This window comes from Angustibacter aerolatus (genome assembly GCF_054776675.1).
This window is the reverse complement of sequence record NZ_BAAHBM010000030.1, coordinates 1-26,315: the sequence shown is the minus strand read 5'-3', so window position 1 is coordinate 26,315 and position 26,315 is coordinate 1. Positions and strand designations below refer to the sequence as shown.

Below are 26,315 nucleotides of genomic sequence, written 5' to 3'. Positions count from 1 at the left end.
GCTGCTCGCTGAACCGCTACTCGCATCTCGGCTCGAGTCCGAGGGGTCAGGGGGTGGGGTCGGGGAGGTGCTCGCGGGCCCAGAGCGCGGCGGAGGTGCGGTCGGCCACGCCGATGCGCCGGAACACGTTGCCGACGTGCACCTTCACGGTCGACTCGCTGATGCCGAGCACCCGGCCGATCTGCTTGTTGGCCATGCCCTTGCCCACCAGCCGCAGCACCTGCTGCTCCCGCGCGCTCAGCTCGTCGATCGGGCGGGGCGCGGCGCCGGGCAGCAGCGCGCGGGCGACCCGCGGGTCGAGCGGCACGTGCCCCCTCGCCGCCGACCGCACCGCGGCCAGCAGCTCGGCCGGCTCGCAGTCCTTCAGCAGGTAGCCGATCGCCCCGGCCCGCAGCGCCTCGGTCACCTTGTCGTGGTCGGAGAACGACGTGAGCACCACGACGCGGACGCCGGGGCGCGCCGCCACCAGCCGCCGCGTGGCCTCGACGCCGTCGACCACCGGCATCGACAGGTCCATCAGGACGACGTCGGGGCGCAGCGCGGCGGCCTGCTCGACCGCCTGCTCGCCGTCGGCCGCCTGCCCCACCACGGTCAGGTCGTCGGTGCTGTCGAGCAGCGCGGCGAGCCCGGCGCGCACCAGCTGGTGGTCGTCGACGAGCAGCACCGTCGTGGTGGACCCGGTCGACGCATCGGCGCCGCCCGTCCCGGGCAGGTCGGTCACGCGGGCACCTCCATCCGCCAGCGGCAGCCCGCACCGGGCGCCGTCGAGAGCAGCAGCGTCGCGCCGGCGGCGGACACGTGGTCGGCGAGCACGCGGGTGCCGAAGTGGCCGTGCTCGGGGGCGTGCAGCACGGCGTCCGCGTCGAAACCGGCACCGTCGTCGTCGACCTCGAGCAGCACGCGGCCCGGCTCGGCGCGCACCACGACGTCGACCCGGGTGGCCCGCGCGTGCCGGGCGGCGTTGCGCAGGCACTCCTGGGCGACGCGGAACACCAGCCGCTGCCCCTCGTCGTCGAGCGCCTGCTCGGCGGCGACGTCGACCTCGAGGTGCACGTCCAGGTCGCGCCCGGTCGGGCTCTCCGTGAGGTCGCGCAGCGCCTGCGCGAGCCCGGCCCGGCCCAGCGACGGCGGGTAGATGTCGACCAGCAGCGACCGCAGCCCGCGGATGCTGGAGCGCACCGCACCGGCCGCCACGTGCAGCCGGGTGGCCAGCGCGGGCTGCCCCAGCGAGCCGGCCTGCTCGGCCGACCCGGCGACGGTGAACGACGCCGCCGCGAGCTCCTGCACCACGCCGTCGTGCAGCGCGCCGGCGATCCGCCGCCGCTCGTCGTCCGACGCCTCGACCGCGCGCTGCAGCAGCAGCACCCGCTGGGCCTGGGCCCGCTGCAGCCGGTCGAGCAGCCGCCACACCAGCGGCACCAGCAGCACGACGAGCACCAGCAGGCTGGAGGCGATGACGCCGGAGAACCCGCGCCACAGGTCGCTCGCCCGCGCGGTGACCGTCGAGTACGGCCAGTAGGTCTCGAACAGCAGCGGCTGCCCGCTCGGCGTCCACACCGGGCGGTACACCTCGAGCAGCTTGCCTCGGCCGCGCTCGTACACGTTCTCGGGCTCGTCGAGGTCGCTCACCTCGGCGCGCGTCGTGGGGTCGGCGAGCACCTCGCGCTCGTCGTCGCCGAGGTCGAAGGTGCGACCCACCAGCCGCGGCTCGTCGGAGTAGACGATGCGGCCCTGCGGCGACCACAGCTTCACCCGCACGACCCGGTCGGTGAGCACGTGCTGCGTCACCACGCGCTGCAGCTCGGCCACCGCCGCCGCGTCACCGCGGGCCAGCGCGTCGGTGACGGCCGGCTGCACCACGGCGTCCGCCAGCACGTCGGTGGTCTGCGCGGCGTCCGTCACCGCCTCCCGCTCGGCCAGCCGCCGGCTCGCGAAGGCACCGCCCACCGCCACCAGCAGCACCACCACCACGGTCGCCAGCGCCAGCTGCACCACGACCGTGCGGCGGCGCACCGGCTCGTCGGACGCCGCGCGCGGACGCGGCTCGGCCACCACGCGGAAGGCCGGGCGCGCGCCGACCCCCGGCACCGTGTCGGTGCCGGGGGCCTGCACGCCGGCGTCGCTCGTCACGCCCGTCCCGTCAGTCGTCGTCGCCGTGGCCGCCGTGCCGGCTGCCCGAGTCGTCGCCACCACGGTCGTCGCCGCCGTGCCGGCCGGAGTCGTCCGACCCGCCGCGCCGGCCACCGTGGTCGTCGCCGTCCTCGGTGCCGCGGCCGCCGTGGTCGTCCGTCGTGGCCGACCTCGTGCTCGAGCAGGTCGGCGAGCTCGTCGCCGAGCGCGTCGCGTGGTGCTCGCCGCGGCCGCCGTGGTCGTCGCCGGGCTCGGCCTCGCGACCGGAGCGCCGGCCGCCGGGGTCGTCGGCGGTGGGGGCGCCGGTGGTGGTGGCCCGGGTGGTGCGGCCGGCGTCGTCGCCGCCGTGGCCGCCCCGGCGACCGCCGTGGTCGTCGGTGGTGCGCGAGGACGTCGGCACGGTGGTGGGAGAGGTCGTCGGGCGGGTGCTGGTGGGCGACGCGGTGGTGGTGGCCAGGGCGGCGGCAGCGGGCACCCGCACCGGCACGCTCTTGGCGAACGAGGCGTTGCCGGCCAGGCCGACGACGGCGGGGACGCCGGCGGCGACGAGGGCGGTGCCGAGCACGAGCAGCTTCTTCATGGTGGTTCCTCCGGTCAGGGGTCCAAGACTGCCTCAAGGTGACCAGCGGCCTGGTGGCAGTCGCCATCGGACCTTCGGACTACGACCTCCTCCCACCCCCGCAGTGGCCCGCTCGACCGGCGCCGAGGTGGACCTGTCACCGGACCGCCCGCGCGACCTAGCGTCGTCACGTGACCACGCGACCGGCCGGCCTCCCGCTCACCCACGGCACCGCGCTCACGGTCGGCGCCGTGCTCGGCACGGGCGTGATCGCGATGCCGGCGCTGGCCGCGAGCATCGCCGGACCCGCCTCGCTGCTGGCCTGGCTGGGGCTCGTCGTGCTCTCGGCGCCGCTCGCGCTGACCTTCGCGGCGCTCGGCGCCCGGCACCCGGACGGCGGGGGCGTCGCGACGTACGCCCGCCGGGCCTTCGGTGCCCGGGCCTCGACGGCCGTCGGCTGGTGCTTCTACCTCGCGGTGCCGCTGGGCGCCTACCCCGCGACGTCGTTCGCCGGAGGGTACGTCGCCCGCACCGTGGGCGGCGGGCAGCGCACCGTGGTGGCCACGGCCGTCGGGGTGATCGTGCTCGTCGCGGCGACCAACGCGCTCGGCCTGCGGGTGAGCGGCCGCGCGCAGCTGGTGGTCGCGGCGGTGCTCGCGGTGCTGCTGCTGGCGGCCGTGGTGGCCGCGCTGCCGCACGCCGACCGCTCGCACCTGACGCCGTTCGCGCCGCACGGGCTCGCCAGCGTGGGGCCGGCCGCGGCCGTGCTGGTCTGGGGGTTCGCCGGGTGGGAGGCCGTGACGTCGCTGTCGGCCGACTACCGCGACCCGCGCCGCGACGTGCCGCGGGCCACCGCGCTGGCGGTGGTGATCGTCGGCGTGCTCTACCTGGCCGTGGTCGTGACGAGCGTGCTGGTGCTCGGGCCGGCGCTCGCCACCAGCCCGGCGCCGCTGGCCGACCTGCTCGCCGTCGGGGTCGGCGACCGGGCCCGCCCGGTGACCGCCGTCGTCGCGCTGCTGCTCACGGTCGCCGCGGTGAACGCCTACTTCGCCGGCGGGTCGCGGCTGGGCGCGGCGCTGGCGCGCGACGGCTCGGCGCCGCGCTGGCTGGCCGTCGAGCGGCACGGGGTGCCGCTGCGCTCGCTCGGCCTGGTGCTCGGCGGCTCGCTGCTCACGACCGCGGTGATCACCTCGCTGGACGTCGACCTGCACTCGGCGATGCTGCTGACCACGGGCTCGTTCACGCTGGTCTACGTGATCGGGGTCGCGGCGGCGCTGCGGCTGCTGCCGCGCGGCACGTGGGCGCACCGGACGGCGCTGCTGAGCCTGGTCGCCGTGGTGGGGCTGCTGGTGCTGACCGGCGTGCACGCGCTGTGGGGCGTGGCGGTCGCAGCGGCCGGCGTCGGGTATCAGGAGCTGAGCTCGCGGCGCACCGCGCGCTCGAACCGGCGCAGCGCCTCGGGCAGCACGTCGTCGAGCACGGCGCCGAACCCGACGACCAGCCCGGGCTGCGCGACGCCCGCGCAGTAGCCGGCGAGCGACTCCAGCGCCACCCCCTCGGACGCCGCCGCCGCGACCACCCGCTCGGCGGCCTCCGTGGCACTGCCGCGCAGCCGGGCGGTGAGGTGCAGCCCAGCGGCCGACGGCTGCACCTCCAGCAGCCCGTCGAGGCGCCCGAGGGCCGCCAGCACGAGCTCGCGGCGCCGGCCGTAGACGCGGCCGGCCCGCCGCACGTGGCGGGCCAGCAGCCCGTCGTCCAGGAAGCGCGCGAGCGCCGCCTGCGTCGCGGTCGCCCCGTGCCAGTCGCCGAGCTGGCGCGCCGCCACGAGCGCGTCGTGCAGCCCGGGCGGCGCGAGCATAAACCCGGTGCGCAGCGTCGGCAGCATCGACTTCGAGAACGTGCCGACGTACACCACCCGGCCGGCGCCGTCGGCGGCGTGCAGCGGTTCGAGGGGGCGCGGGGCGAAGCGGAACTCGCTGTCGTAGTCGTCCTCGACCACGGCCACCTGCCGCTCGGCGGCCCACCCCAGCAGGGCCGCGCGACGCCGGGCCGACAGCACCGGGCCGAGCGGGAACTGGTGCGACGGCGTGACGTGCACCAGGCGGGCGGCGCTCGGCAGCAGGTCGACCCGCAGGCCCTCGTCGTCGACCGGCACCGGCACGACGTCGGCGCCGAGCTGCCGCAGCAGGTCGCGGGCGGGCGGGTACCCCGGGTCCTCCACGGCGACGACGTCGCCCGGTGACAGCAGCACCCGCGCGACGAGGTCGAGGGCGTGCTGGGCGCCGTTCGTCACCAGGACGTCGGCGGGATCGGCCCGCACGCCGCGGGAGGCGCCGAGGTGCCGGGCGATCGCGGCTCGCAGCGCAGGGTGCCCGGCTGGGTCGGCGTAGACCCCGGGGCCGCCCGTGCGCTGCCGCAGCTCGCCGGCGAGCAGCCGCCGCCACGCCTCGAACGGGAACAGCCGCGCGTCGGGGATGCCGGGGCGCAGGTCGAACGGCGGCACCGGCGCCTGGGCGCTGACCGGCACCGGCCGCGCCGTCCACGAACCCTTCGGGCGCAACGGGTCGACGGTGCCGAGCGGCGTCCGACGTGCCTGCGGGGTCGCGGCGACGAAGGTGCCGGAGCCGCGGCGACCCTCGACGTACCCCTCGGCGGCGAGCCGCTCGTAGGCGATGGTGACGCTGGTGCGCGAGACCCCGAGGTCCGCGGCGAGCGCCCGGGTGGCGGGCAGCCGGTCGCCGGGCCGCAGCCGGCCGTCGTGCACGGCGTCGCGCAGCGCGCGGTACACCCGGGTCACGCGCTCACCCCGGGCGCTCAGGTCGACGGCGACGTCCACCTGCCCGAGGCTAGGCGGCATGACCGACAGCGAGCACCCGCACGAGCACGACCTCGTCGAGCCGGAGGGCGTGAACTCCGGCTCCGACCGCATCCACGACGACGTCGACGACACGGACGAGACCAGCGACGCCGACCTGGTGGGCGGCCGCCCGCAGGACGCACCGGTGGCCGAGGACGACGGTCCCGACGCGAGCCACTCGCCGGTCGAGTCGCCGGGGGCCGAGCGCGGGGCCTAGGCGCGCGCGGCCAGGACGTCGGCGACGGTCAGCGGGTCGTCGAGCAGGCCGCGGCCGCGCAGGATCGGGATCACGTTCTCGCCGAACCAGTACGACTCCTCGAGGTTGGGGTAGCCGGAGAAGACGAACTCGTCGATCCCGAGCCGGTGGTACTCCTCGATGCGGTCGGCGACCTCCTCGTGACTGCCGACCAGCGCGGTGCCCGCACCACCGCGCACGAGGCCGATGCCCGCCCACAGGTTGGGCGACACCACCAGGGACTCGCGCGAGCCGCCGTGCAGCGCGAGCATGCGCTGCTGCCCGACGGACTCGCTGCGCCGCAACCCCTCCTGCGCCCTGGCGACCGCGTCGCCGTCGAGGGCGTCGAGGAACCGCTCGGTCTCGGCCCACGCGTCGGCCGAGCGGTCGCGGCTGATCGTGTGCAGCCGGATGCCGAAGCGCAGCCGCCGCCCGCGCCGCGCCGCCAGCTCGCGCACCCGGGCGATCTTCTGCGCGACCTGGGCCGGCGGCTCGCCCCAGGTGAGATAGACGTCGGCGTGCTCGGCGGCCACCGGCAGCGCGGCCTCGCTGCTGCCGCCGAAGTAGACGTCGGGCACCGGGTCGGGGACGACCGCGACGGTGGCGCCCCGCACGTCGTAGTGCTCGCCGGTGAAGTCGAACGGCTGACCGCTCCACGCACCCCTGACGACCTGCAGGAACTCCGCGGTGCGGGCGTAGCGCTCGTCGTGGTCGAGCCAGTCGCCGAAGCGCTGCTGCTCGACGGCGTCGCCGCCGGTCACCACGTTCAACAGCAAGCGACCGCGCGACAGCCGCTGGTACGACGCGGCCATCTGCGCGGCGAGCGTCGGCGAGAGGACGCCGGGACGGAACGCGACGAGGAACTTCAGCCGCCTGGTCTCGCGCACCAGCGCCGCCGTCGTGAGCCAGGCGTCCTCGCACCACGTGCCGGTCGGGGTCAGCACGCCGGTGAAGCCGAGCGCATCGGCCGCCCGCGCCTGCTGCGCGAGGTAGTCGATGTCGGGCTCGCGCACGCCGCGCGTCGTGGCCCGCCCCGCCGCGCCGTGGTAGCTGCCCACGATCGTGCGACCGTCGCCGGACGTCGTCAGGAACCAGTGCAGGGTGATGGCCACCCACCGACCCTCCGCCCGCTGACCGGGGCGGTCAACGGACGGGACGCCGGCGTCCGTCATCCGAGACGGGTCAGGGCCGGGGTTCGGCCTCCAGCCGCTCGGTCTCCTCGTCGGTGAACAGCCGCGAGCGGATGATGAACCGGTTGCCGGTCGGGGCCTCGACCGAGAAGCCGGCGCCGCGGCCGGGCACGACGTCGATGGTGATGTGGGTGTGCGACCAGTAGTTGAACTGCTCGCGCGAGATCCACACCGGAGCCGGTTCGTCGGCGCCGTAGTCGAGGTCGCCGAGGTGCACGTCGGCGTCGCCGGTGAGGAACTCGCCGGCGGGGAAGCACATGGGCGCCGACCCGTCGCAGCAGCCGCCGGACTGGTGGAACATCAGCGCGCCGTGCTCGCCCCGGAGGCGGCGGAGCAGGTCCGCCGCCGCCGGGGTGAGGTCGACGCGCCGCACGGGGGTCGGCGCGGTGGTCACGTCAGCCGGCCTAGAAGAAGCCGAGCTTGTTCGCGGAGTACGACACCAGCAGGTTCTTCGTCTGCTGGTAGTGGTCGAGCATCATGCGGTGGTTCTCCCGCCCGATGCCGGACGACTTGTAGCCGCCGAACGCCGCGTGCGCCGGGTACGCGTGGTAGCAGTTCGTCCAGACCCGGCCGGCCTGGATCTCGCGGCCCGCGCGGTAGGCGGTGTTCGTGTCGCGCGACCACACGCCGGCACCCAAGCCGTACAGCGTGTCGTTGGCGATCGACATGGCGTCGTCGAACCCGTCGAACTTCGTGACCGAGACGACCGGCCCGAAGATCTCCTCCTGGAAGACCCGCATGTCGTTCGTGCCCTCGAAGATCGTCGGCGCCACGTAGTAGCCGCCCGACAGGTCGCCGCCCAGGTCGACGCGCTCGCCGCCGGTGATGATGCGGGCGCCCTCGGCGGTGCCGATCTCGAAGTACGACAGGATCTTCTCGAGCTGGTCGTTGCTCGCCTGCGCGCCGACCATCGTGTCGGTGTCGAGCGGGTTGCCCTGCACGATCGCCTTGACCCGGTCGGTCGCCGCCGACAGGAACGGGTCGTAGATCGAGTTCTGGATGAGCGCGCGGCTGGGGCAGGTGCACACCTCGCCCTGGTTCAGCGCGAACATCGCGAAGCCCTCGAGCGCCTTGTCGGCGAAGGCGTCGTCAGCCGCCATGACGTCCTCGAAGAAGATGTTCGGGCTCTTGCCGCCGAGCTCGAGCGTCACCGGGATGAGGTTCTGGCTGGCGTACTGCATGATCAGCCGGCCGGTCGTCGTCTCGCCGGTGAAGGCGATCTTGCGGATGCGGCTGGACGACGCGAGCGGCTTGCCGGCCTCGACGCCGAACCCGTTCACGATGTTGAGCACGCCCGGCGGCAGCAGGTCGGCGACGAGCTCGATCCAGAGCATGATCGACGCCGGCGTCTGCTCGGCGGGCTTCAGCACGATCGCGTTGCCGGCAGCCAGCGCGGGCGCCAGCTTCCAGGTCGCCATGAGCAGCGGGAAGTTCCAGGGGATGATCTGGCCGACCACGCCGAGCGGCTCGTGGAAGTGGTACGCCACGGTGTCGTCGTCGATCTGCGAGAGGTTGCCCTCCTGCGCGCGGATCGCCCCGGCGAAGTAGCGGAAGTGGTCGACGGCCAGCGGCAGGTCGGCGGCCAGCGTCTCGCGCACCGGCTTGCCGTTGTCCCACGTCTCGCCGACGGCGAGCATCTCGAGGTTCTGCTCCATGCGGTCGGCGATCTTGTTCAGGATCACCGCGCGCTCGGCGACCGACGTCTTGCCCCACGCGGGGGCCGCGGCGTGCGCGGCGTCCAGCGCGAGCTCGATGTCCTCGGCGGTGCCCCGGGCCACCTCGCAGAACGTCTTGCCGTTGACCGGGGACGGGTTCTCGAAGTACTGCCCCTTGACCGGCGCGACCCACTCGCCGCCGATCCAGTTCTCGTAGCGCGACTTGTAGCTGACCGGGCTGCCGTCCTGCCCGGGGGGTGCGTACACGGCCATGCTGACTCCATCGTCGTCGGCCACCGGGCCCGTCGCCCGGTTCGGTGCTCCGACCATAGGAAGCAGGACGTTGCACGAACGTTGCGACCTGAACGGTCTACCCGATGAACCAGTCGCGGCAGGCGTCGAGGCGTGCGACCCGGACGTCGGGGTGCTCGTCGGCGAGCCACCGCTCGCGGGTCAGCCGCAGCCGGTCGGAGCGCAGCGCCTCGCCGTCCCGCGCGTCCCAGCTCACGCCGTCCGGCTCGTAGCCCAGCCGGCGCGAGACGCCCTGCGAGGCGTGGTTGTCGGGGAAGACCTCGCTCAGCGCCGACCGGGCGCCCAGGTGGTCGAACGCCAGCGCGAGCACCGCCGTGCGGGCCTCGGTGCCGTACCCCCGGCGGTGGTGCCGCAGCCCGAGCCACGACGACGTGCGCACCTCGCGGACGACGCCGAAGTCGTCGCCCCGCAACGTGACCTGACCCAGCGGCTCGCCGTCCGGGGTGAAGACGCCGAGCCCGAGCGCCCAGCGGTCCGGCCGCCAGCCGGCGAGGTCGGCCCAGTGACCGCGGAGCACCTCTCGGGCGCGCTCGTCGGGGCCGCCCTCGGTCCACGGCGTCAGGAACGGCCGCTCCCCCGGCTCGTGCACCCCCTCGGCGGCCAGCGACGCGAGCGCGGCCAGCTCGCCGTCGTCCGGCAGGCGCAGCCGCAGCCGCTCGGTCTCGACGCGCAGCCCGTACGTCGGCCAGTGGTCGGCGAGCACGTCAGCCGACGCGGCGGCGCGAGCTGATCACGCCGGTGTCGAAGCCGGCCAGGTGCAGGCCGCCGTGGAACCGGGCGTGCTCGATCTTCAGGCAGCGGTCCATCACGACGTCGAGCCCGGCCGCGGCGCCGCGGTCGGCGACGGCCTGGTCGCGCAGGCCGAGCTGCAGCCACAGCGCCTTCGCCCCGACGGCCAGCGCCTCGTCGAGCACCTGCGGCAGGTCGGACGGCTTGCGGAACACGTCGACCAGGTCGGGCGTGCCGGGCAGCGCGTCGAGCGAGGGGTACACCGGCCGGCCGAGGATCTCCGTCGCGGCGGGGTTCACGAACCACACCTCGAGGTCGCTGCTGCTCAGCAGGTAGGTCGCCACGAAGTAGCTGGCGCGCGAGGGGTTCGCCGAGGCGCCGACCATCGCGACCGTCCTGGTGCGGCGGATGAGGGCCAGCCGGTCGGCGGCGCTCGGCGGCGTCCAGGTGGCGGTGGTGGTCACGACGTCTCCTTCGCGGCGGCGGTCAGCGCCTGGTCGAGGTCCCACAGGACGTCCTCGACGTCCTCGAGCCCGACGCTGATGCGCACCAGGTCCTCGCTGACGCCGGCGACCTCGAGCTGGTCGGCCGACAGCTGCTGGTGGGTGGTGCTCGCGGGGTGGATGACGAGCGTGCGCGCGTCGCCGATGTTCGCCAGGTGGCTGCACAGCTGCAGCGCCTCGATGAAGCGCGCCCCCGCTGCCCGGCCACCGCGGACGCCGAACGAGAACACCGCGCCCGGCCCCTTCGGCGTGTAGCGCAGCGCCCGCTCGTGGTGCGGGTGGTCGGGCAGCCCGGCCCAGCGCACCCAGCCGACGCGCTCGTCGGCGTGCAGCCAGCGGGCCACCGCGTGCGCGTTCTCCAGGTGCGCGTCCATGCGCTGCGGCAGCGTCTCGATCCCCTGCAGCAGCAGGAAGGCCGAGTGCGGAGACAGCGCCGGCCCGACGTCGCGCAGCTGCTCGCTGCGCAGCTGGGTGAGGAAGCCGTACTCGCCGAAGTTGGCCCACCACTGCACGCCGCCGTACGACGGCACCGGCTCGGTCATCCGCGGGAACCGCCCGCTGCCCCAGTCGAAGCGGCCGCTCTCGATCACCACGCCGCCGAGCGTGGTGCCGTGCCCGCCGAGGAACTTGGTGGCGCTGTGGATCACGATGTCGGCGCCGTGCTCGATCGGGCGGCACAGCCACGGCGTCACGGTCGTCGCGTCGACCACGAACGGCACGCCGGCCGCGTGCGCGACCTCGGCCAGCCCCTCCAGATCGGCGACGTCACCGCTCGGGTTCGACACCACCTCGGCGTACACGCACTTGGTGCGGTCGGTGATCGCCGCCGCGTAGTCGGCCGGGTCGGTGCCGCGCACGAACGTCGTCTCGACCCCGAACCGGCGCAGCGTGACGTCGAGCTGGGTCAGCGTGCCGCCGTAGAGGCTGCCCGCCGCCACGATGTGGTCGCCCGCCCCGGCCAGCGCCGCGAACACCAGGAACTCGGCCGCCAGCCCGCTCGCCGCCGCCACCGCCCCGAGCCCGCCCTCCAGGCTCGCCATCCGCTCCTCGAACGCGGCCACCGTCGGGTTGCCGATGCGCGAGTAGATCGACCCGTACTTCTGCAGCGCGAACAGGTTCGCCGCGTCGTCCGTGTCGTCGAAGACGAAGCTGCTCGTCTGGTAGATCGGCATCGCCCGGGCGCCCGTCGTCGGGTCCGGCGCGCCGCCGGCGTGCAGGGCACGGGTGCGAAAACCCCAGGTGCGATCGCTCACCACCAGAGGATGTCACGTGGCACCGACACGGTCACCGCGACGGCAGGCGCGGCACGTCGACGAGGACGTAGGCGGCCGCCGCGAGCACCAGCAGGGTCGCGGTCACCGGGGCCGGGACGGCGACGAGGCACGCGTCGACCGGCTCGCCGAACGGCGACACGAAGAGCAGCGCGGTGACCGCGGCGCCGGGCGCGAGCGCCCAGGCCCAGGGTTCGCCGCGCAGCGGCACCGCGCCGGCGAACCCCAGCGCCGCGAGCAGACCGAGCACCGTCAGCAGCACGGCGTCCCCGCGCGGGACGACGACGGCGGCGACGAAGGTGCCGACGAGGGCCAGCGCGAGAGCCGCGCGGACCGCGCGCGTGACGCGGCCACGTGCGGCGACCCGTTCCAGCGGCCCCAGCACCTCGCGGAGCGGGAGCTGCGACACGGCGACCTGCAGCACCGCGAGCGGCCAGACGATCGGCAGCGGCAGCCGGGTCGCGCCGACGGTCGTGCGGCTGAGCACCAGGCCCGCGCCCAGCAGCAGGACGGTGCCCGCGATCGCCTGCGGGACGGCGTGGGCGACCAGCAGCCTGGCCCTCACGGCAGGTCCGTCGTCACAGGCGTGCAGCGCTCGACGACGGCGAACGCACGCCGGACGTCGGGCGGCACGGGGTGGCCCGGGCGCTGTCCGCGCAGCACGCCGACCAGCCAGGGCTCCACCTGCTCCTGCGCGGTCAGCACGGGCAGCGACCCGGAGGCGCTGTAGAGCTCCCGGCACTGGTGCGGGCGCAGCAGCAGCCGGGCGGTGGCGCCGAGGTCGTACCGACCGTCGTGCACCAGCTCGGGGTCGAGGTCGAGCGGCGCGGCACCGTGCAGCTGCGAGTAGTGATCGAGCCGCGTGACCCTGAACGACGTGGGACGGGTGAACGGCGTGCCGTCCAGGCGGCGGTAGGCGTCGGCCAGCGAGGCCTGCACCGGCACCAGCAGCTCGCGCCGCGAGGCCGGCCCGCACACGGACGGCGCGCGCCCGACGCAGGCGACCGGCTCGGCGCTGGTCACGAACACGTCGTGGTGCCAGGGCCACGCGGCTGGTGCCACCGTGGCCACGAGACCCAGCACCGCAGCCGCGACGAGGATCGCCCCGTGACCGCGCACGCGACGGTGCAGCAGGGCCGCGGCCAGGACGGCGCACAGTGCCACCCCGAGCGCACCGACGACGTTCGCGAGGGCGCGGTCGGTCGGACGCTGCAGGCCGGTGAGCGTCCCGTAGGTGGTCACGGCCTCGAACGAGCCGCGGCCCCAGGGCACGGCCAGCGTCGTCACCGCCAGGACGGCGAGCGCGGCGAGCGGGGCACCGGTGCGTCCGGCGGTCATCATGCCGGCGAGGCACCCCACGGCGCCGGCGGCGGCGAGCGGCGCCAGCACCTCGGGGACGACCCAGCCGTCGGTCAGCCCCGTGCCGCCGTGCACCAGCACGACGACCGCGACGGCGAGCCAGGCGACGGCGAAGGCCGCCCAGGCGCTGAGCACCACGGCGACAGCCGGCGCGACGACGATCGCGCGCGACCGCACACCGCCGCGGCCGAGCACCTCGAGCGTCGGTCGCAGCCTGCGTCCGGTGTCGAAGGCTGCAGCCGCTGCGACGCACGGGCACACCATGACGAGCGCACCGGCGGTCAACCGCACGCCCCAGTCGACCTCGAGGCGCCACACCGGTCGCGCGAGCACCGACGCCAGGACGCCGAGCAGGCCGAGTGCGACGAAGCGCCCGGCGCCGCGCCGCGCCCACACGACGACCGCGGTCACGACACCGCCTGCCCCGTCACGTGCAGGAACCCCGACTCGAGCCGGCTCCTGCGCCCGTCGTCGGTGGCCAGACCGGCCAGCCTGTCCGTCGTCCCGTCGAACACCAGCCGCCCACCGTCGAGCACCAGCACGCGGTCGGCGAGGTCCTCGACGTCCTCGACGACGTGGCTGCTCATCAGCACGGTGCCGGTCAGCCCGCGCAACAGCTCGACCATGCCGTGCCGCTGGCGCGGGTCGAGCCCGGTGCTCGGTTCGTCGAGCAGCAGCACCTCGGCGTCGCAGGCCAGCGCCTGAGCCAGCGCGACCCGGCGCAGCATGCCGCCGGACAGCGCGCTGCACCGCCGGTCCGCGTGCCCCTCGAGCCCGACGGCGGTCAGCGACTCGTCGGCACGCGCCCTCGCCCGGGCGCGGCCGGCACCCTTGAGCCAGGCCAGGTAGGTCACCACGTCCCGAGCCGTGAGGTTGCCGGGGAACGTCGTGAGCTGTGGCATCAGGGCGACGCGCCGCAGGGCCTGCCGGCGCGAGCGGCCGGTCGTGGCCGCGTCACCGATCCGCACGGCCCCGGCGCTCGGCGCGACGACGCCTGCGCAGACGGACACGAGCGTCGACTTGCCCGCGCCGTTCACCCCGAGCAGCGCCGTCACGCCCGGGCCGATGTCGAGGTCGACGTCCGACAGCGCCGCGGTGCGTCCGTAGCGGTGCGACACCCCGCTGACGACGAGGCGCGTCACGTGCGGCGCTTGTCCTTCGAGCAGGGGTCGTTCGCAGGCGTCGAACGGCACGTCGAGACGACGTAGTGGTGCGCTCCGCCGCCCAGCGCGCCGGTCCGGTCGGCCATGCGCGCATACGAGCGCTCACCGTCCGAGCGACGACCTGAGTCGATGACCGAGACATCTGCCCCGCCCACCTGGACGACGACGTGCGCGTACACGCGACCGTCGTCGAGCTTCGTGTCCCGCAGCCAGCTCTGCAGCGTCGCCTGGCCGACCCCCTCGCGCAGGTTGCCGTACCCCCCGCCCCCGCTCATGACGATCGGGTTGCTGCTCGCCGCCCAGGTCCACGCCTGCGCGCTGGTGGCGCCGGCCACGACCAACCCGATGCCCGCCAGCAATCCTGTGACCACTCGCCGCATGTTTGCCCCCTGACCAGAGTTGATGATCGGCCAGCCTAGACAAGGTCGTCGCCTCGACCAACATTCGGTCACCGAGGTAGTCACGCCCCTGTCGGTGACCGGTCATCAGGCATCAGCTGCTTGCGGGCCCGAGAACGCGTGCCGCAGCGACTCGGCGTACAGGTCGGGCACCTCGAGCATCGGGAAGTGCCCGCCGCGCTCGACCTCGGTCCACGACGTCAGGTTGGTGAAGCGCTGCTCGACCCAGGGCCTGGGCAGCTTCTCCATGTCGCCGGGGAAGATCGTGACGGCGGTCGGGACGTCGACGGGCCGTGCTGCGCGGTTCGCCGGGAAGTTCTCCCAGTAGAAGCGGGCGGACGACGCGCCGGTGGCGGAGAGCCAGTAGAGCGTCACGGTGTCGAGGATCCGGTCGCGACCGACTGCGGTCTCGACGTCGCCGGTGTGGTCGGTCCAGGCCCAGAACTTGTCGAGCACCCAGGTCAGCAGCGCGACGGGCGAGTCGACGAGGCCGTACCCGATGGTCTGCGGGCGGGTCGACTGCTCGAGCGAGTAGCCCGACCCGAAGCGCCAGAAGCGACGCGTCTCGTCGACCCATCGCTGCTCGGTCTCGGTGAGCTGCCCCGGGTCAGCCGGCTCGCCGACGTACGGCGTGAACGTGTGCAGGGCCTCCACGCGGTCGGGGCGACGGGTGCCGAGGGCGGCGGTGACCCGGCCGCCCCAGTCACCGCCTGCGGCGAGGAACCGCTCGTACCCCAGCCGCCGCATCAGCTCGACCCAGGCGTCGGCGGTGCGCTCGGCGTCCCACCCGGTGCTCGTGGGCCTGCCGCTGAACCCGAAGCCGGGCAGCGAGGGCGCCACCACGTGGAAGGCCGGCAGGTCGGGCGACCCTGGCTCGGCCAGCCGGTCGATCACCTCGAGCGGCTCGATCACCGAGCTGGGCCAGCCGTGGGTGACGACGAGCGGCCGCGCGTCGGGGCGCGACGAGCGCACGTGCAGGAAGTGGACGTCGAGCCCGTCGACCTCCGTCACCGCCTGACCGTGGGCGTTCAGCTCGGCCTCGACGCGGCGCCAGTCGTACGCGTCCGCCCAGTACGCGACCAGGTCCCGCACCAGCGCCAGCGGCGGACCCTGGCGCCAGTCGTCCGAGCCGTCGGGCGTCGTGACCGTCTCCCGCTCGGCGAACCTGGCGCGCCGCAACCGGTCCCGCAGGTCGTCGAGCTCTGCGTCCGGTACCGCCAGCTGCAGCGGTCGCACCGCGTGGTCACCAGTCATCACGTGTTCCTCCTCGAACCGTCGTGCCCGAACATGCAGAGCGAGAGCAGCAGCCCGGCGACCGCCATGGCGGCACCGACCCAGCCGATGGCGGCGTACCCGGCGCCGGCCGACAGCACCAGCCCGCCGGCCCAGGCACCGACGGCGTTCGCCGTGTTGGTGGCGGAGTGCAGCATGGCCGCAGCCAGCGTCGGCGCCGCGGGTGCGACGTCGAGCAGCCGGGCCTGGATGCTCGGCATCGGCGCCATGCTGGCCGCGCCGAGCAGCAGCACCCCGACCGCCGCGCTCGCCGGGTGCCGCACGAGCACGGTCAGCGCGACCATCACCGCGGCCAGCCCGACCATGCCGAGGGCGATGCTCCAGCGCACGGACCGGTCGGCCAGCCGCCCGCCCAGCACGGCCCCCGCCGTCATCCCGACGCCGAACAGGGCGAGCACGGCCGGCACCCACGCGCGCGGGACGCCGGCGACGACCGTCAGGGTGCTCACGACGTACGTGTAGACGGCGAACACGCCACCGACGCCGACGACGCAGACGGCGACCACGAGCCAGAACCCTCTGTGCCGCAGGGCCTGCAGCTCGCCGAGCACCCCGTCCGCGCGTCCACGCGGCAGCCGGGGCACGGCCAGGCGCACCGCCGCGACGGCCACCGCGGCCAGCAGCGCCACGAGCACGAACGTCGCCCGCCACCCGACCACCTGACCGACGGCGGCTGCGAGCGGGACACCCACGACGTTCGCGACGGTGAGCCCCACGATGATCGACGCGATGGCCCGGCCGCGCCGCTCCGGAGCCACCAGGGAGGCGGCCGCGAGCGCCGCGACCCCGAGGTACGCGCCGTGCGGCAGGCCGGCCACGAAGCGCGCGGCGGTCAGCCAGGCCAGCGACGGCGCGAGCGCCGAGGCGACGTTCGCGGCGGCGACCAGGCCCATCGCGACCAGCAGCAGCCGCCGGCGCGGCACCCGTGCGCCGAGCACCGCCAGCGCGGGGGCACCCAGCACCACACCGACCGCGTACGCCGACACCAGCCGTCCCGCGGCCGGGTCGCCCACCCCGAACGCCGCCGCCACCGACGGCAGCACGCCCATCGACGCGAACTCCCCGGTGCCGAGGGCGACGCCGCCGAGGGCCAGCGCGGGCACGGCCCACCGGGCGCGTCCCACCCGCCGTGCGGACGTCGCGGTGCCGGGTGCACGGAGGACCGCGGTCGAAGCCATGCCCGTCACCGTAACCGGTATGACCGGTGTTGCCAACACCGGTTCGACCGGTGTCAGGCGTACGATGGGCGCATGACCACGCGGATGGACCCGGCCGTCGCCAAGCGGTTCCGCTCCGGACGCCCCTGCCTCGACCTCGCGCACACCGCCGCGACGCCGTACTGGAGCGAGCCCGAGCTGGTCCCCGACCGCGCCGCCCTGGAGCACTGGCTCGGGCACGTGCTCGACGTGCAGGTCGTCGCCCGGCCGGCCGACGTCGTGGCCGCGCACCGCCTGCGGTCCGCGGTGCTCGAGCTCGCCCGGGCCCGCGCCACCGACCGCCCGCTCGACCCCGCCGACGTCGAGACGCTGAACGGGTTCGCCGCGTCCGCTCCCCCGACCCCCCGCCTGACCCCCGACGGCTCGCTGGAGCGCCCCCCGGTGCGCGCCGTCGCCGCCCTGTCGGCCGTCGCCCGCGACGCCGTCGACCTGCTCAGCGGCCCCCTGGGCCACCGCATCCGCATCTGCGCCGCCGAGGGCTGCAGCTACCTCTTCGTCGACGCCTCGCGCCCCGGCACCCGCCGCTGGTGCTCCATGGAGCGCTGCGGCAACCTCGCCAAGGTCCGCACGCACCGGCGCGCCTCGGGCGGTTTCCGCGCCTAGGCGCCCGACCGACCCCGGTTCCTCGCACCGGTGGTCTGGCGCGAGCGCACCTCGCCCTGCGCGAGCTGGCGCGCACCGGCGCCAAGGCCCCGTTCGTCATCTCGAACCGCACGCTGTCGACGCACCTCGTCACTCAGCTGCGCGCCCGCGGCATCCCCGCCTACGGGCCGACCTGAGACACCTGACGGTCGCCGTCAGGCCGGCGGCGGGATGAGACACACCGCCTGCGGTGCAAGCGGTTCCTCGTGCTCGATCTCGTAGGAGCACTCCGAGCACCCGTCGGGGAGGTGCTCTCGCCAGTCGTGACCGCACTCGTGACATCGTCCCGCTGGTTGCGCGAGGCGGCGTCGCTCGCGCCAGGCCAGGAAGCGACTGCGCCAGCGCTCACCCATCGAGGCGCCCACCCATCCGGCCACGACGGACAGACCGATCATGATGGCGGTGCGCACCGGACGACCGTACGGCTGGGCCTGCACCGGCGCACGGGACCACGCGCGTCCAGCCTGCGCACGCCACTCGTCCTCGGGCCAGCCGATGCGTCACCCGGTCGTGGGGTCCGAGCCCTCCGCCCCAGCCGCGACCCGGCCGGCGTCGCGCTCCGGCCACCACGACTCGATGACGTCGCGAGGGACCTCCGTCCGGGTCGGCGTCGCTCGTCGTCGGGAGACCCGGGCAGTGAGCGCGAAGCAGGCTGCGGCGACGGTGACGACTGCGGTCACGACGAGGACGACGAGCGCCATGAGCTCCACGACCCGCACGACGAGGTCCCACAGCACGTAGTCGAGGCGCACCGTCACAGCGTGGCACGACCTCGCGCCCCGGGACGACGCGTCAGCCAGGATCGGACAGGGCGTCCACCCGAGCGGCGCAATCGCACCCCAGCAGCCACGAGCGGACGACCGACTGCCACGACGAGGGCGAGAGCCGGCAGCGGGACCTGCACCTGCAACCTTCCGATCACACGTCGGGGGCGCTACCAGTTGCGCCGTGCCGGCGCGGGGGGCGCCGGACCGCCCGATGCAGTCGATGACTGTGCAACAACATGTGCGCTGTGCAAATCTTGTTTTCGGACATCTGCGACAAGTACGTTGAGCAGCGCCCAGCGACGTCGTCGCCGGTGAACTCCTGACCCGGAGGTGCTCGTGACCGAGTCCACCACGATGTCCGCACCCGACCTGCAGGTGGGCCCTCCACTGGGCTGGTGGGACGAGACCGAGCTCGGACCGGTGCACGGGCTCCCGGTCATGACGCACGGCTGCCTGGCGCGCAGGGCCACTCGGCGGCGTCCGCTCGTGGCCGTCGGTGGCGTGGTGCTCGACCTCACCCCGGTCGTGGCCGGCTCGCACCCGGGCGGCCCGCACGTCCTCGTGGCGAACGCCGGGTTGGATGCCACCGACGACGTCGAGCTGGTGTCGCTGCACAGTCAGCCGGCCGTCCGGAGCCGCCTCGCGCGGCACGCGTGCGCCCGGCTGGCCGCCGCGCCCGCCGACCCGACGTGGCACGCGTGGCAGCGGGTGCTCGACCTGGCGGTCCTGGTCCGCAACGCGCTCTGGCTGCAGGTGCAGGTCCCCAGACCCGGCGGCGACCTGCTCGTCTACGTCGGTCAGTCGTACGCGCACCTGCTCCGCGACCACGCGGTGCAGCTGACGAGGGATCTGTCGCTGCTGGGGTTCGAGGAGCCGGTCGATCTCCCCGCTCCGCGGCTCGACGGGCTGCTGGCCGCGATCGCGCGCGACCGCTCGGATCCGGAGGCGGCCGATCTGGCGAACGCCCTGCTCGCGGACGCGCTCGACGTGCTGGCGGCGGTGGTCGACGCCGCGTCGCTCACGATGGAGTGGCTGGAGCAGGTCGGCGGGGTCGGCGAGGTCGGTGCGGTCGACGGGGTCGCCGCAGCCGACGCAGAAGACGGGACGCGATCCGACGTCCGCCGGGCCAGACAGGTCCGGAGGCTGCTGTGCGACTGGGTGGCCGGCCACGCGGCACGGTTGGTCGTGCTCGACCGGGGTCGGTCGTGACCGCCGAGGCCGCGGTCCGTCGCGGTCCCGTCGCACGGCTCCTCGACGCAGCCGAGGCCAGGCCCCTGCACCTCGACGGCAACCTCGACCGCGAGCACGGGTTCCTGCCCCGGCGGCTGAGCCCCAGACCCCTCCCCGCGTCGCACGCGGCCTGGGAGGAGGCGCTCGCCCAGCTGCCGGAGCTGGCGCACCGGCGCGACGCGCAGCAGGTGCTGGCGGGCCTGCCGACCCTGGCGAGCGACCCGGGATCGCTGCCGGACGACGCGCTCCCCTGGGCGGCCACGGTGCTCGGCAACCTGGCGCACGCCTACTGGCACTTCGGTCTGGAGCGCATGTACGAGCCGCGCAACCTGGTCGACGACAACCGCCTGCCCCCGGCCATCGAGGTGCCCTGGCACGAGGTCTGCAGCCGCACCGGGCGGCCCTTCTGCGGCTTGACGCTCGAGGACGAGATGTTCAACAACTTCGCCCTCGAGGCGCCGGCGGTCGTCGGTGCCGACGGCCAGTACGACGTCGAGGACGTGCGCGTCGATCGCATCACCGTGCCCGCGGCTGCCTACGGGTCGGAGTCCGAGCGGGTGTTCCTGGCCGCGTTCAGCGAGATCCACGCGATGCTCGCGCCGATCCCCGGGCTGCTCGAGGAGCTCGAGGAGCTGCTGCCGGGAGGGCCGGACGCCGTCGACGACGTCGAGTCGGTGCTCGACGGCGTCGTCCGCAGCCTGCAGCGGGCCACGGCGGGGTTCCGCAAGATCAGTCCGTCGCCCCGCAGCAGGACGTACTGCGACCCCGTCGACTGGGCGAAGACGGTCGTGACCTTCCAGGTGCCGGCGGAGGGCTACCCGGTGGGGCCGAGCGGGTCGGCGACCCCCCTGGTGCAGGTCATGGACGCGCTCGTGGGCCGTCAGCGCTACGACACCGACCTGGGGGCCCTCGTGGTCCAGCTCGGTGGCACCCAGCTGCCGAGCGTCCAGCAAGAGCTCTGTCGACTGGTGCGCGCGCTGGACCTGCGTGGCTGGGTCGCCGGTACCCGACGGTCCTCCCCCCGCGCCCACCGGCGGCTGGTGACCGCCTTCGACCAGGTGCACCAGGCGTACGCCGGCGACGCCGGGTTCCTGGGCGTGCACCGGGCCAAGGTCGTCGACTACCTCATGCTGTCGACCGTCCTCGGCCGGAACCAGACGACCGCCCACGAGCAGACCTTCGTCAACGGGCGGAGCTGGACGGCGATGGGGCGGCGGCTGCGCGACGCGGCCGAGGAGCGCGGCGCCTGAACGCACTCGTCGCGCGTCCCCGCCACCTGTCGCGCCCTCCCGGGAGCCGACACTCGGACTCGAACCGAGAACCGCCCGATTACAAGTCGGGTGCGCTACCAGTTGCGCCATGCCGGCGGGGCGGGCGCGAGGAGCACGTCCGCCGTCGCAGGGTACCGGCTGAGTCCGGGCCGCCGATGAGTCCCGGCGTCCGGCAGGGTCGTCCAGGCAGACACCCCACCGGACGGAGGCACCGTGCGCAGGCTCGTGCTCTACACGCTGATGACGCTGGACGGCGCGGTCGACCGCCCCGAGGAGTACTTCGCGGACGGGTCGGACGGGCCGCCGGTGTTCGACGACGTCATGGTCGAGTTCGAGCGCGAGGTGATCGAGGCGCAGGACGCCGTGCTGCTGGGCCGGAACATGCACGACGAGTGGTCGCGGTACTGGCCGACGTCGAACGAGGAGCCGTTCGCGAGCTTCGTCAACGGCGTGCGCAAGCACGTGGTCACGTCGCGGCCGCTCGACAGCGACTGGGGCGAGGTGACTGCGCTCGAGGGGCCGATCGAGACCAGCGTCCGCGACCTCAAGCGCACCGAGGGCGGGGACGTCGGGGTGCACGGCAGCATCACGCTGGCGCAGGGCCTGCTCGCGGCCGGTCTGGTCGACGAGCTGCGGCTCGTGGTGGCACCGGTCGTCGGGTACGGCGGGCGGCGGCTGTTCACCGACGAGCTGGGCGTCCGCCGGTTCGAGCTGGGCGAGAGCAGGTCGTCGCCGAGCGGCAGCCTGCTGCTCACCTACCGGCTGCCGAAGCCTTGACAACCCCGCCCGGGGCGAGGACAACGGCAAGAACCCTGGGCGACGGAGGTGGGGTCGTGCGAACCCGTGCACTCGTGACGGCCGCGGCGGTGCTCGTGCTGGGGCTCGGGGCCCCGCAGACGGCGGCGGCGGCTCCGCCCGGCAACGACACGGCGGCCACCGCGACCGTCGTCGACCTGCTCGACCTCCCGTACAGCACCACGGCCGCGGTCGGCGACGCGACGACGGACGCCGACGAGGCCGCGATCCACACCGCCTGCGGCGAGCCCACGACGACGGGCGGCGTCTGGTACCGGGTGACGCCCGGCTACGACACGGCGCTCACCATCTCGACGTTCGCCGACGGCGGGCCCGGCACCCGCAGCGTGCTGGCCACCGGCACCCCCGGGTCGCTGACGGCGGTCGACTGCACGTTCATCAGCGCCGAGCTGACGAGGGGCACCACCTACTTCGTGCTGGTGTTCGGCGTCGCACCCGGCGAGGCGCCCACCGAGATCGCGACGACGATCAGCAGCGACGCCTGCTACGGCCAGAAGCTCGACGACTTCGACGGCGACCTCTGCCCCGACCTCGCCGTCGCGACCACCCGCGGCGTCGACGTCCGCTACGGCAACGGCCCGACCCGGCTGGAGAAGCGGCGGGAGGCCCTCGCGCTGCCCGGGGTCGCGGCGCTCGCGACGGGGTGGCTGGACGACGACCGGTACGCCGACCTCGTCGTCGGCCTGCCGTCGACCACGGTGGACGGCCGGGCGCGCGCGGGCGAGGTGCGGGTGTACTTCGGGTCGCGCACCGGCCTCGGCGGCGGCCGCGCGACGGCGGTGCTGCACCAGGGCACGCTGCCCGGCACCGGCGGCGCCGAGACGGGCGACCTGTTCGGTGCCGCGCTGGCCGTGGGCCAGGACGGCGACGTCGCGATCGGGGCGCCCGGCGAGACGGTCGGCGACGTGGTGGGCGCCGGCGGCGTCGTCCGGGTGTCGTTCCGCACCACCGTGCGCGGCTCGTTCGCCAGCCAGGCCGGCCCGGTGCCCGGCACCCCGGAGACCGGCGACGCGTTCGGCAGCGCGGTCGCGTGGGGCGTCGGCCAGCTCGTGGTCGGCGTGCCGGGCGAGGACGTCGGGAGCCGCCGCGACGCCGGCGCCGTCGACGTGCTGCCGACCTCGGGCACGCCGTACCTGCTGACCCAGAACACGTCCGGCGTGCCCGGCACCGCCGAGACGGGCGACCTGTTCGGTGCCGCGCTGCAACCGCTCGACCTCGACGACGGTCAGCGGATGGCGGTCGGCGTCCCCGGCGAGACGATCGGCCGGGCGAAGCAGACCGGCATGGTCAACCTGCTGCGCCGGCCCGCCGGGGCCAGGCGGTTCAGCGGCGACGCCCTGCAGATCACGCAGGGCGGGGCGCGGGTCGTCGGCGACGACGAGTCGGGCGACCGGCTCGGCCAGGTGCTGGCGTCGAGCCGACAGCTCGAGCAGCGGGTGCTGCTGATCGGCGTCCCGTTCGAGGACGTCGGCGCGGCGGTCAACGCGGGATCCCTGCTGCGGGTGGTGCTGGGCGCCGACCTCGCCGACGGCGTCGTCCGGAGCGACGCGGTGAACCAGTCGACGCCGGGCTGGGCGGGCGCTCCGGAGGACGGCGACCACCTCGGCACCAGCATCGCGACCCTCAGCGGCGACGAGCGCGACGACGAGGACGTGCACGAGAGCGAGTGGTACGGCGTGCCGGGCGAGGACGTCGGCGACCTGCGGCAGCGCGGTCAGGTGCAGGGCGGCCCGCGCGGCGCCACGACGCTCGTGCCGGGGCCGTCCGCCGGCGGGCTGCAGTTCGGTCGCGTGCAGAGCTGACGGCTCAAACTCAGCCCTGGCCCGCCTGGTCGCGCAGCCCGGTCAGGATGAGGTCGAGGCCGGCGCGGAACTGCTCGGCGTCGTCGTGGTCCTCGAACTCGTCGGCCACGTGGTGGATGAACGGGAAGGCCTCGGCGTCGAGCGCGCGCCACTCGGCGACGAAGCGGGCCAGGTGCTCCTCGCGCGTGACCTCGCCGGCGAGCACCTCGCGCGGCGGCTGCTGCCCCATGTCGGCCGCGACGCCGACCACGAACCCGATGACGGTCGACACCGCGTGGAACCGCTGCCGCGGCGTGAGGTCGAGCCGCAGCATCTGCTGACCGAGCCGCTCGAACAGCGCGAGGCCGTTCTGCTGCACGCCCGTGTCGCGCATGAAGTACGCGCCGAGCCAGGGGCGGTCGGCGACGGCCTCGAAGAGGGCGACGGCGATCGCCCGGACGCTCTCGATCGGGTCGGGCAGGTCGCCCGCGCTGCTCGTGGTGACGAGGACGTCGGCCAGCACGTGGTCGGCGGCCCGGTCGAGCAGCTCGTCCTTGCCGGAGACGTACCAGTAGATGCTGCCCACCCCGCCGCCGAGCCTGGCGGCGAGCGCCCGGAAGGTCAGGGCCGCCTCGCCGGCCTCGTCGAGCAGCTTCACCGCCTCGACCAGCACCGCGTCGAGCGAGTGCGAGGCCCGACGGCGGCCCGCTGCCGGGCGCTCACCCCGGCCTCGGGCGGCCCGGCGGGTGGCGGGGGTCTCGACGTCGCTCACCCGGACAGTCCACCACACTTGCGCGCCGACCGAACGACGTTCTAATCTCGAACCGCGTTCGATAGTCGAACGTCGTTCGATCGGAGGACCGCCATGAGCGTCACGACACCGACCACCGCCGCAGGCACCACCAGGACCTACCCGTCCCTGCGAGCGGCCTGGGTGCCGCTCGCCGCGCTCTGCCTGGCCTTCTTCGTCGAGATGGTCGACAACACCCTGCTCACCATCGCGCTGCCGACGATCGGGCGGGACCTCGGCAGCGGCACCACCGCGCTGCAGTGGGTGACCGGCGCCTACTCGCTGACCTTCGGCGGGCTGCTGCTCACCGCCGGGTCCGCCGCCGACCGCCTCGGTCGCCGGCGCGTGCTGCTGGTCGGGCTGGTCTCGTTCGGCCTGATCAGCCTGTCCGTGGTCTGGGTGCACACCGCCGGCGAGCTGATCGCCGTCCGGGCCGCGCTCGGCCTGTGCGCCGCCGCGATGGCGCCGATCACCAACTCGCTCGTCTTCCGGCTGTTCGAGGACGAGGCGCTGCGCATGCGCGCCATGACCGTGATGATCGTCGTCGGCATGTCCGGTTTCGTGCTCGGCCCGCTGCTCGGCGGCACCGCCCTGGCCCACGTGCGCTGGGAGTGGCTGCTCGTCGTCAACGCCCCCATCGCGCTGCTCGCTCATCTCGGGGTCCGGCTCGGCGTGCCGGCCGACCGCCGCGAGGACCTCACCGACGACGTCCTCGACCTGCCCGGCGCGGTGCTCAGCATCGTCTCCATGGGCGCGGCCTGCTACGCGGCGACCAGCGGCGTGCAGCGCGGCTGGCTGTCGCCCGTCACCGTCGGCTGCGTGCTGCTGGCCGTCCTCGCCGTCGTCGCGTTCGTGCGGCACGAGCGGCGCACCGCGTCGCCGATGCTCGACCTGCGGCTGTTCTCCGACGGCACCGTGCGCGGCGCCGCCATCGCGCAGGTGGGCACCTCGATCGCCATGGCGAGCGTCATGTTCGGGCTGATCCTGCACTTCCAGTACGCCTACGGCTGGAGCCCCGTGGGCGCCGGCCTGGCCAACCTGCCGCTGATCGCCACGATGGTCCTCGCCGCCCCGGTGTCGACGGCGCTCGCCAGCCGCCTCGGGCACCGCGTCGCCTGCCTGATCGGCGCCGGCCTGCTCGCCGGGTCGCTGCTCGGCCTGTCGTGGGGGGTCTCGCACGGGTACGTCGCCGTCGCCGCGTGCATGGTCGTGATGACCCTCGGGCTGCGCACCGTGATGACGATCTGCGCCGTGGCCCTCGTCGGCGCGGTGCCGGAGAACCGCACCTCGCTCGCCGCCGCCATGAACGACACCGCGCAGGAGGTCGGCACCAGCATCGGGACCGCCGTGGTCGGCACGCTCATCGCGGTGCTGGTCACCACGACGCTGCCCGCCGGTCGGTGGAGCGCCGCCCTCGTGGCCTCGTTCTTCCACGGGGAGCGCATCACGTACGCCGTCCTCGCGGTCGTCGTCGGCGCCGTCGCCGCGCTCGGCGCCCGCTCGCTCAGCGACTCGCGCAGCACCGAGGACGCGCACTGAGGCGGACGCCGGTGCGTCCGCGGGGCGGGCAGCGGGGTGCCGCATCGCGGCGGGTTCTGACACGATGCAGGACATGAGCGCGGAGGCGGAGCGAGAGGGCCGGACCGCCGTCGACGCCGCCCCCGGGGACGACCTCCGGGTCACCTCGAGCACCCCGGTCGCTGACCAGGCGGTCGACCTGCTCGGGCTCGCCCAGCAGCACGCCGACCGGCTCGTGCGCGAGGCCCGCGAGCAGGCGGCGCAGCTGCAGCAGCAGGCCGCGCACGAGTCGCGGCAGCTGATGGAGCAGACGCGGGCCGAGGCCGAGCGCGTGAGCGGCGACACCGCCCAGCGGCGCGACCTGCTCGAGCGCAGCACGCAGGCCGCACGGCTCCAGGCGCAGCAGGCCGAGCAGCGGCTGGCCGAGGCCGAGCGGGTGCTGGCCTCGGCCACCGAGGAGGCCCGCGGCCTGGTCGCCGACGCGAGCGAGCAGGCCTCGCTCGACCTCGACGCCGCGCAGCGCACCAGCGACCAGCTGCTCGACGAGGCCCGCGCCGAGGCCGAGCGGCTGCGGCGCACCTCGCGCGCCGAGGCCGACCAGCGCGACGACGCCTCCCGCGCCGAGCTCG

At 74.8% G+C, this 26,315-nt stretch carries 27 protein-coding genes, 2 tRNA genes and 1 pseudogene; 9 read left to right on the top strand and 21 right to left on the bottom strand.

Annotated elements, in window-relative coordinates; translation table 11 throughout:
- Nucleotides 1–46 precede the first annotated feature (46 nt).
- From ACYVI6_RS09205 to ACYVI6_RS09195, 3 genes are read right to left on the bottom strand one after another with little or no spacing between them, the layout of a single operon-like run.
- Nucleotides 47–721 carry a response regulator gene (locus tag ACYVI6_RS09205; RefSeq protein WP_460446084.1) on the bottom strand — a complete coding sequence of 225 codons (675 nt, stop codon included), beginning with the start codon at nucleotides 719–721 and terminating at the stop codon, nucleotides 47–49.
- Nucleotides 718–2,130, bottom strand: coding sequence for a sensor histidine kinase (locus ACYVI6_RS09200; RefSeq protein WP_460446083.1), 1,413 nt, complete (start codon nucleotides 2,128–2,130; stop codon nucleotides 718–720). Before ACYVI6_RS09200 ends, ACYVI6_RS09205 begins: the two co-directional genes overlap by 4 nt.
- Before the next feature lie 10 nt (nucleotides 2,131–2,140).
- Nucleotides 2,141–2,710 (bottom strand): hypothetical protein, encoded by a 570-nt coding sequence (locus ACYVI6_RS09195; protein ID WP_460446082.1) that lies wholly within the window; start codon nucleotides 2,708–2,710, stop codon nucleotides 2,141–2,143.
- 170 nt (nucleotides 2,711–2,880) lie between these two features.
- Between ACYVI6_RS09195 and ACYVI6_RS09190 the strand changes: the two genes are divergently transcribed.
- Nucleotides 2,881–4,218, top strand: a complete 1,338-nt coding sequence (locus ACYVI6_RS09190) for an APC family permease (RefSeq protein ID WP_460446081.1) — start codon at nucleotides 2,881–2,883, stop codon at nucleotides 4,216–4,218.
- Here the strand turns inward: ACYVI6_RS09190 and pdxR are convergent.
- Nucleotides 4,191–5,546: pseudogene (gene pdxR / locus ACYVI6_RS09185) on the bottom strand (MocR-like pyridoxine biosynthesis transcription factor PdxR); the annotation flags it as partial. The gene ACYVI6_RS09190 and the pseudogene pdxR sit on opposite strands and share 28 nt — an antisense overlap.
- Here pdxR and ACYVI6_RS09180 point away from each other — a divergent pair.
- Nucleotides 5,545–5,763 carry a hypothetical protein gene (locus ACYVI6_RS09180; RefSeq protein ID WP_460446080.1) on the top strand — a complete coding sequence of 73 codons (219 nt, stop codon included), beginning with the start codon at nucleotides 5,545–5,547 and terminating at the stop codon, nucleotides 5,761–5,763. The pseudogene pdxR and the gene ACYVI6_RS09180 sit on opposite strands and share 2 nt — an antisense overlap.
- On the opposite strand, the gene ACYVI6_RS09175 is transcribed toward ACYVI6_RS09180, so the two are convergent.
- From ACYVI6_RS09175 to ACYVI6_RS09120, 12 genes are all read right to left on the bottom strand, one after another.
- Complete coding sequence (locus ACYVI6_RS09175; protein WP_460446079.1) at nucleotides 5,760–6,893, bottom strand: LLM class flavin-dependent oxidoreductase; 1,134 nt, start codon at nucleotides 6,891–6,893, stop codon at nucleotides 5,760–5,762. The genes ACYVI6_RS09180 and ACYVI6_RS09175 overlap by 4 nt on opposite strands.
- 70 nt (nucleotides 6,894–6,963) lie before the next feature.
- On the bottom strand, nucleotides 6,964–7,365 hold the full coding sequence (locus tag ACYVI6_RS09170; protein WP_284289438.1) for a DUF779 domain-containing protein: 402 nt from the start codon (nucleotides 7,363–7,365) through the stop codon (nucleotides 6,964–6,966).
- Between the two features lie 10 nt (nucleotides 7,366–7,375).
- Nucleotides 7,376–8,899, bottom strand: coding sequence for an aldehyde dehydrogenase (gene adh, locus ACYVI6_RS09165; protein WP_460446078.1), 1,524 nt, complete (start codon nucleotides 8,897–8,899; stop codon nucleotides 7,376–7,378).
- A 97-nt stretch (nucleotides 8,900–8,996) separates the two neighbouring features.
- On the bottom strand, nucleotides 8,997–9,641 hold the full coding sequence (locus ACYVI6_RS09160; protein ID WP_460446077.1) for a GNAT family N-acetyltransferase: 645 nt from the start codon (nucleotides 9,639–9,641) through the stop codon (nucleotides 8,997–8,999).
- Nucleotide 9,642: 1 nt separating this feature from the next.
- Nucleotides 9,643–10,131, bottom strand: coding sequence for a CoA-binding protein (locus ACYVI6_RS09155; RefSeq protein WP_460446076.1), 489 nt, complete (start codon nucleotides 10,129–10,131; stop codon nucleotides 9,643–9,645).
- Complete coding sequence (locus ACYVI6_RS09150; RefSeq protein WP_460446075.1) at nucleotides 10,128–11,423, bottom strand: O-acetylhomoserine aminocarboxypropyltransferase/cysteine synthase family protein; 1,296 nt, start codon at nucleotides 11,421–11,423, stop codon at nucleotides 10,128–10,130. The genes ACYVI6_RS09155 and ACYVI6_RS09150 overlap by 4 nt, the downstream gene beginning before the upstream one ends.
- Before the next feature lie 31 nt (nucleotides 11,424–11,454).
- Entirely contained in the window at nucleotides 11,455–12,006 is a 552-nt protein-coding gene (locus tag ACYVI6_RS09145; RefSeq protein WP_460446074.1) for a hypothetical protein, read from the bottom strand.
- Nucleotides 12,003–13,211, bottom strand: a complete 1,209-nt coding sequence (locus ACYVI6_RS09140; RefSeq protein WP_460446073.1) for a hypothetical protein — start codon at nucleotides 13,209–13,211, stop codon at nucleotides 12,003–12,005. The genes ACYVI6_RS09145 and ACYVI6_RS09140 overlap by 4 nt, the downstream gene beginning before the upstream one ends.
- Nucleotides 13,208–13,942 (bottom strand): ABC transporter ATP-binding protein, encoded by a 735-nt coding sequence (locus ACYVI6_RS09135; protein ID WP_460446072.1) that lies wholly within the window; start codon nucleotides 13,940–13,942, stop codon nucleotides 13,208–13,210. The genes ACYVI6_RS09140 and ACYVI6_RS09135 overlap by 4 nt, the downstream gene beginning before the upstream one ends.
- Nucleotides 13,939–14,343, bottom strand: coding sequence for a hypothetical protein (locus tag ACYVI6_RS09130; protein ID WP_460446071.1), 405 nt, complete (start codon nucleotides 14,341–14,343; stop codon nucleotides 13,939–13,941). The genes ACYVI6_RS09135 and ACYVI6_RS09130 overlap by 4 nt, the downstream gene beginning before the upstream one ends.
- Before the next feature lie 105 nt (nucleotides 14,344–14,448).
- Complete coding sequence (locus ACYVI6_RS09125) at nucleotides 14,449–15,615, bottom strand: alpha/beta fold hydrolase (RefSeq protein WP_460446070.1); 1,167 nt, start codon at nucleotides 15,613–15,615, stop codon at nucleotides 14,449–14,451.
- Nucleotides 15,615–16,832, bottom strand: coding sequence for an MFS transporter (locus tag ACYVI6_RS09120; protein ID WP_460446069.1), 1,218 nt, complete (start codon nucleotides 16,830–16,832; stop codon nucleotides 15,615–15,617). Before ACYVI6_RS09120 ends, ACYVI6_RS09125 begins: the two co-directional genes overlap by 1 nt.
- 72 nt (nucleotides 16,833–16,904) lie before the next feature.
- On the opposite strand from ACYVI6_RS09120, the gene ACYVI6_RS09115 reads away from it, so the two are divergent.
- Nucleotides 16,905–17,474, top strand: coding sequence for a CGNR zinc finger domain-containing protein (locus ACYVI6_RS09115; protein ID WP_460446068.1), 570 nt, complete (start codon nucleotides 16,905–16,907; stop codon nucleotides 17,472–17,474).
- Nucleotides 17,475–17,668: 194 nt separating this feature from the next.
- Here ACYVI6_RS09115 and ACYVI6_RS09110 read toward each other — a convergent pair whose 3' ends face one another.
- From ACYVI6_RS09110 to ACYVI6_RS09100, 3 genes are all read right to left on the bottom strand, one after another.
- On the bottom strand, nucleotides 17,669–17,923 hold the full coding sequence (locus tag ACYVI6_RS09110) for a hypothetical protein (protein WP_284289424.1): 255 nt from the start codon (nucleotides 17,921–17,923) through the stop codon (nucleotides 17,669–17,671).
- Between the two features lie 90 nt (nucleotides 17,924–18,013).
- On the bottom strand, nucleotides 18,014–18,265 hold the full coding sequence (locus ACYVI6_RS09105; RefSeq protein ID WP_460446067.1) for a hypothetical protein: 252 nt from the start codon (nucleotides 18,263–18,265) through the stop codon (nucleotides 18,014–18,016).
- 131 nt (nucleotides 18,266–18,396) lie between these two features.
- Nucleotides 18,397–18,469: transfer RNA gene (locus tag ACYVI6_RS09100), tRNA-Thr, on the bottom strand.
- Between the two features lie 147 nt (nucleotides 18,470–18,616).
- On the opposite strand from ACYVI6_RS09100, the gene ACYVI6_RS09095 reads away from it, so the two are divergent.
- Nucleotides 18,617–19,489 (top strand): cytochrome b5 domain-containing protein, encoded by an 873-nt coding sequence (locus ACYVI6_RS09095; protein WP_460446066.1) that lies wholly within the window; start codon nucleotides 18,617–18,619, stop codon nucleotides 19,487–19,489.
- A complete protein-coding gene (locus ACYVI6_RS09090) occupies nucleotides 19,486–20,760 on the top strand; it encodes a hypothetical protein (protein ID WP_460446065.1) in 1,275 nt (424 codons plus the stop codon). Before ACYVI6_RS09095 ends, ACYVI6_RS09090 begins: the two co-directional genes overlap by 4 nt.
- A gap of 44 nt (nucleotides 20,761–20,804) precedes the next feature.
- Here the strand turns inward: ACYVI6_RS09090 and ACYVI6_RS09085 are convergent.
- Nucleotides 20,805–20,877 (bottom strand) — tRNA-Thr (locus ACYVI6_RS09085).
- Between the two features lie 117 nt (nucleotides 20,878–20,994).
- Between ACYVI6_RS09085 and ACYVI6_RS09080 the strand changes: the two genes are divergently transcribed.
- The gene (locus tag ACYVI6_RS09080) at nucleotides 20,995–21,558 is read left to right on the top strand and encodes a dihydrofolate reductase family protein (RefSeq protein WP_460446064.1); all 564 of its coding nucleotides are present in this window, start codon (nucleotides 20,995–20,997) and stop codon (nucleotides 21,556–21,558) included.
- Nucleotides 21,559–21,614: 56 nt separating this feature from the next.
- The gene (locus ACYVI6_RS09075; RefSeq protein WP_460446063.1) at nucleotides 21,615–23,399 is read left to right on the top strand and encodes a hypothetical protein; all 1,785 of its coding nucleotides are present in this window, start codon (nucleotides 21,615–21,617) and stop codon (nucleotides 23,397–23,399) included.
- A gap of 10 nt (nucleotides 23,400–23,409) precedes the next feature.
- Here the strand turns inward: ACYVI6_RS09075 and ACYVI6_RS09070 are convergent, their stop codons facing one another.
- Nucleotides 23,410–24,150 (bottom strand): TetR/AcrR family transcriptional regulator, encoded by a 741-nt coding sequence (locus ACYVI6_RS09070; RefSeq protein ID WP_460446062.1) that lies wholly within the window; start codon nucleotides 24,148–24,150, stop codon nucleotides 23,410–23,412.
- 93 nt (nucleotides 24,151–24,243) lie between these two features.
- On the opposite strand from ACYVI6_RS09070, the gene ACYVI6_RS09065 reads away from it, so the two are divergent.
- On the top strand, nucleotides 24,244–25,707 hold the full coding sequence (locus ACYVI6_RS09065; protein ID WP_460446061.1) for an MFS transporter: 1,464 nt from the start codon (nucleotides 24,244–24,246) through the stop codon (nucleotides 25,705–25,707).
- Between the two features lie 73 nt (nucleotides 25,708–25,780).
- A partial coding sequence (locus tag ACYVI6_RS09060) for an ATP synthase subunit B family protein (protein ID WP_460446060.1) occupies nucleotides 25,781–26,315 on the top strand: 535 nt, incomplete at its 3' end.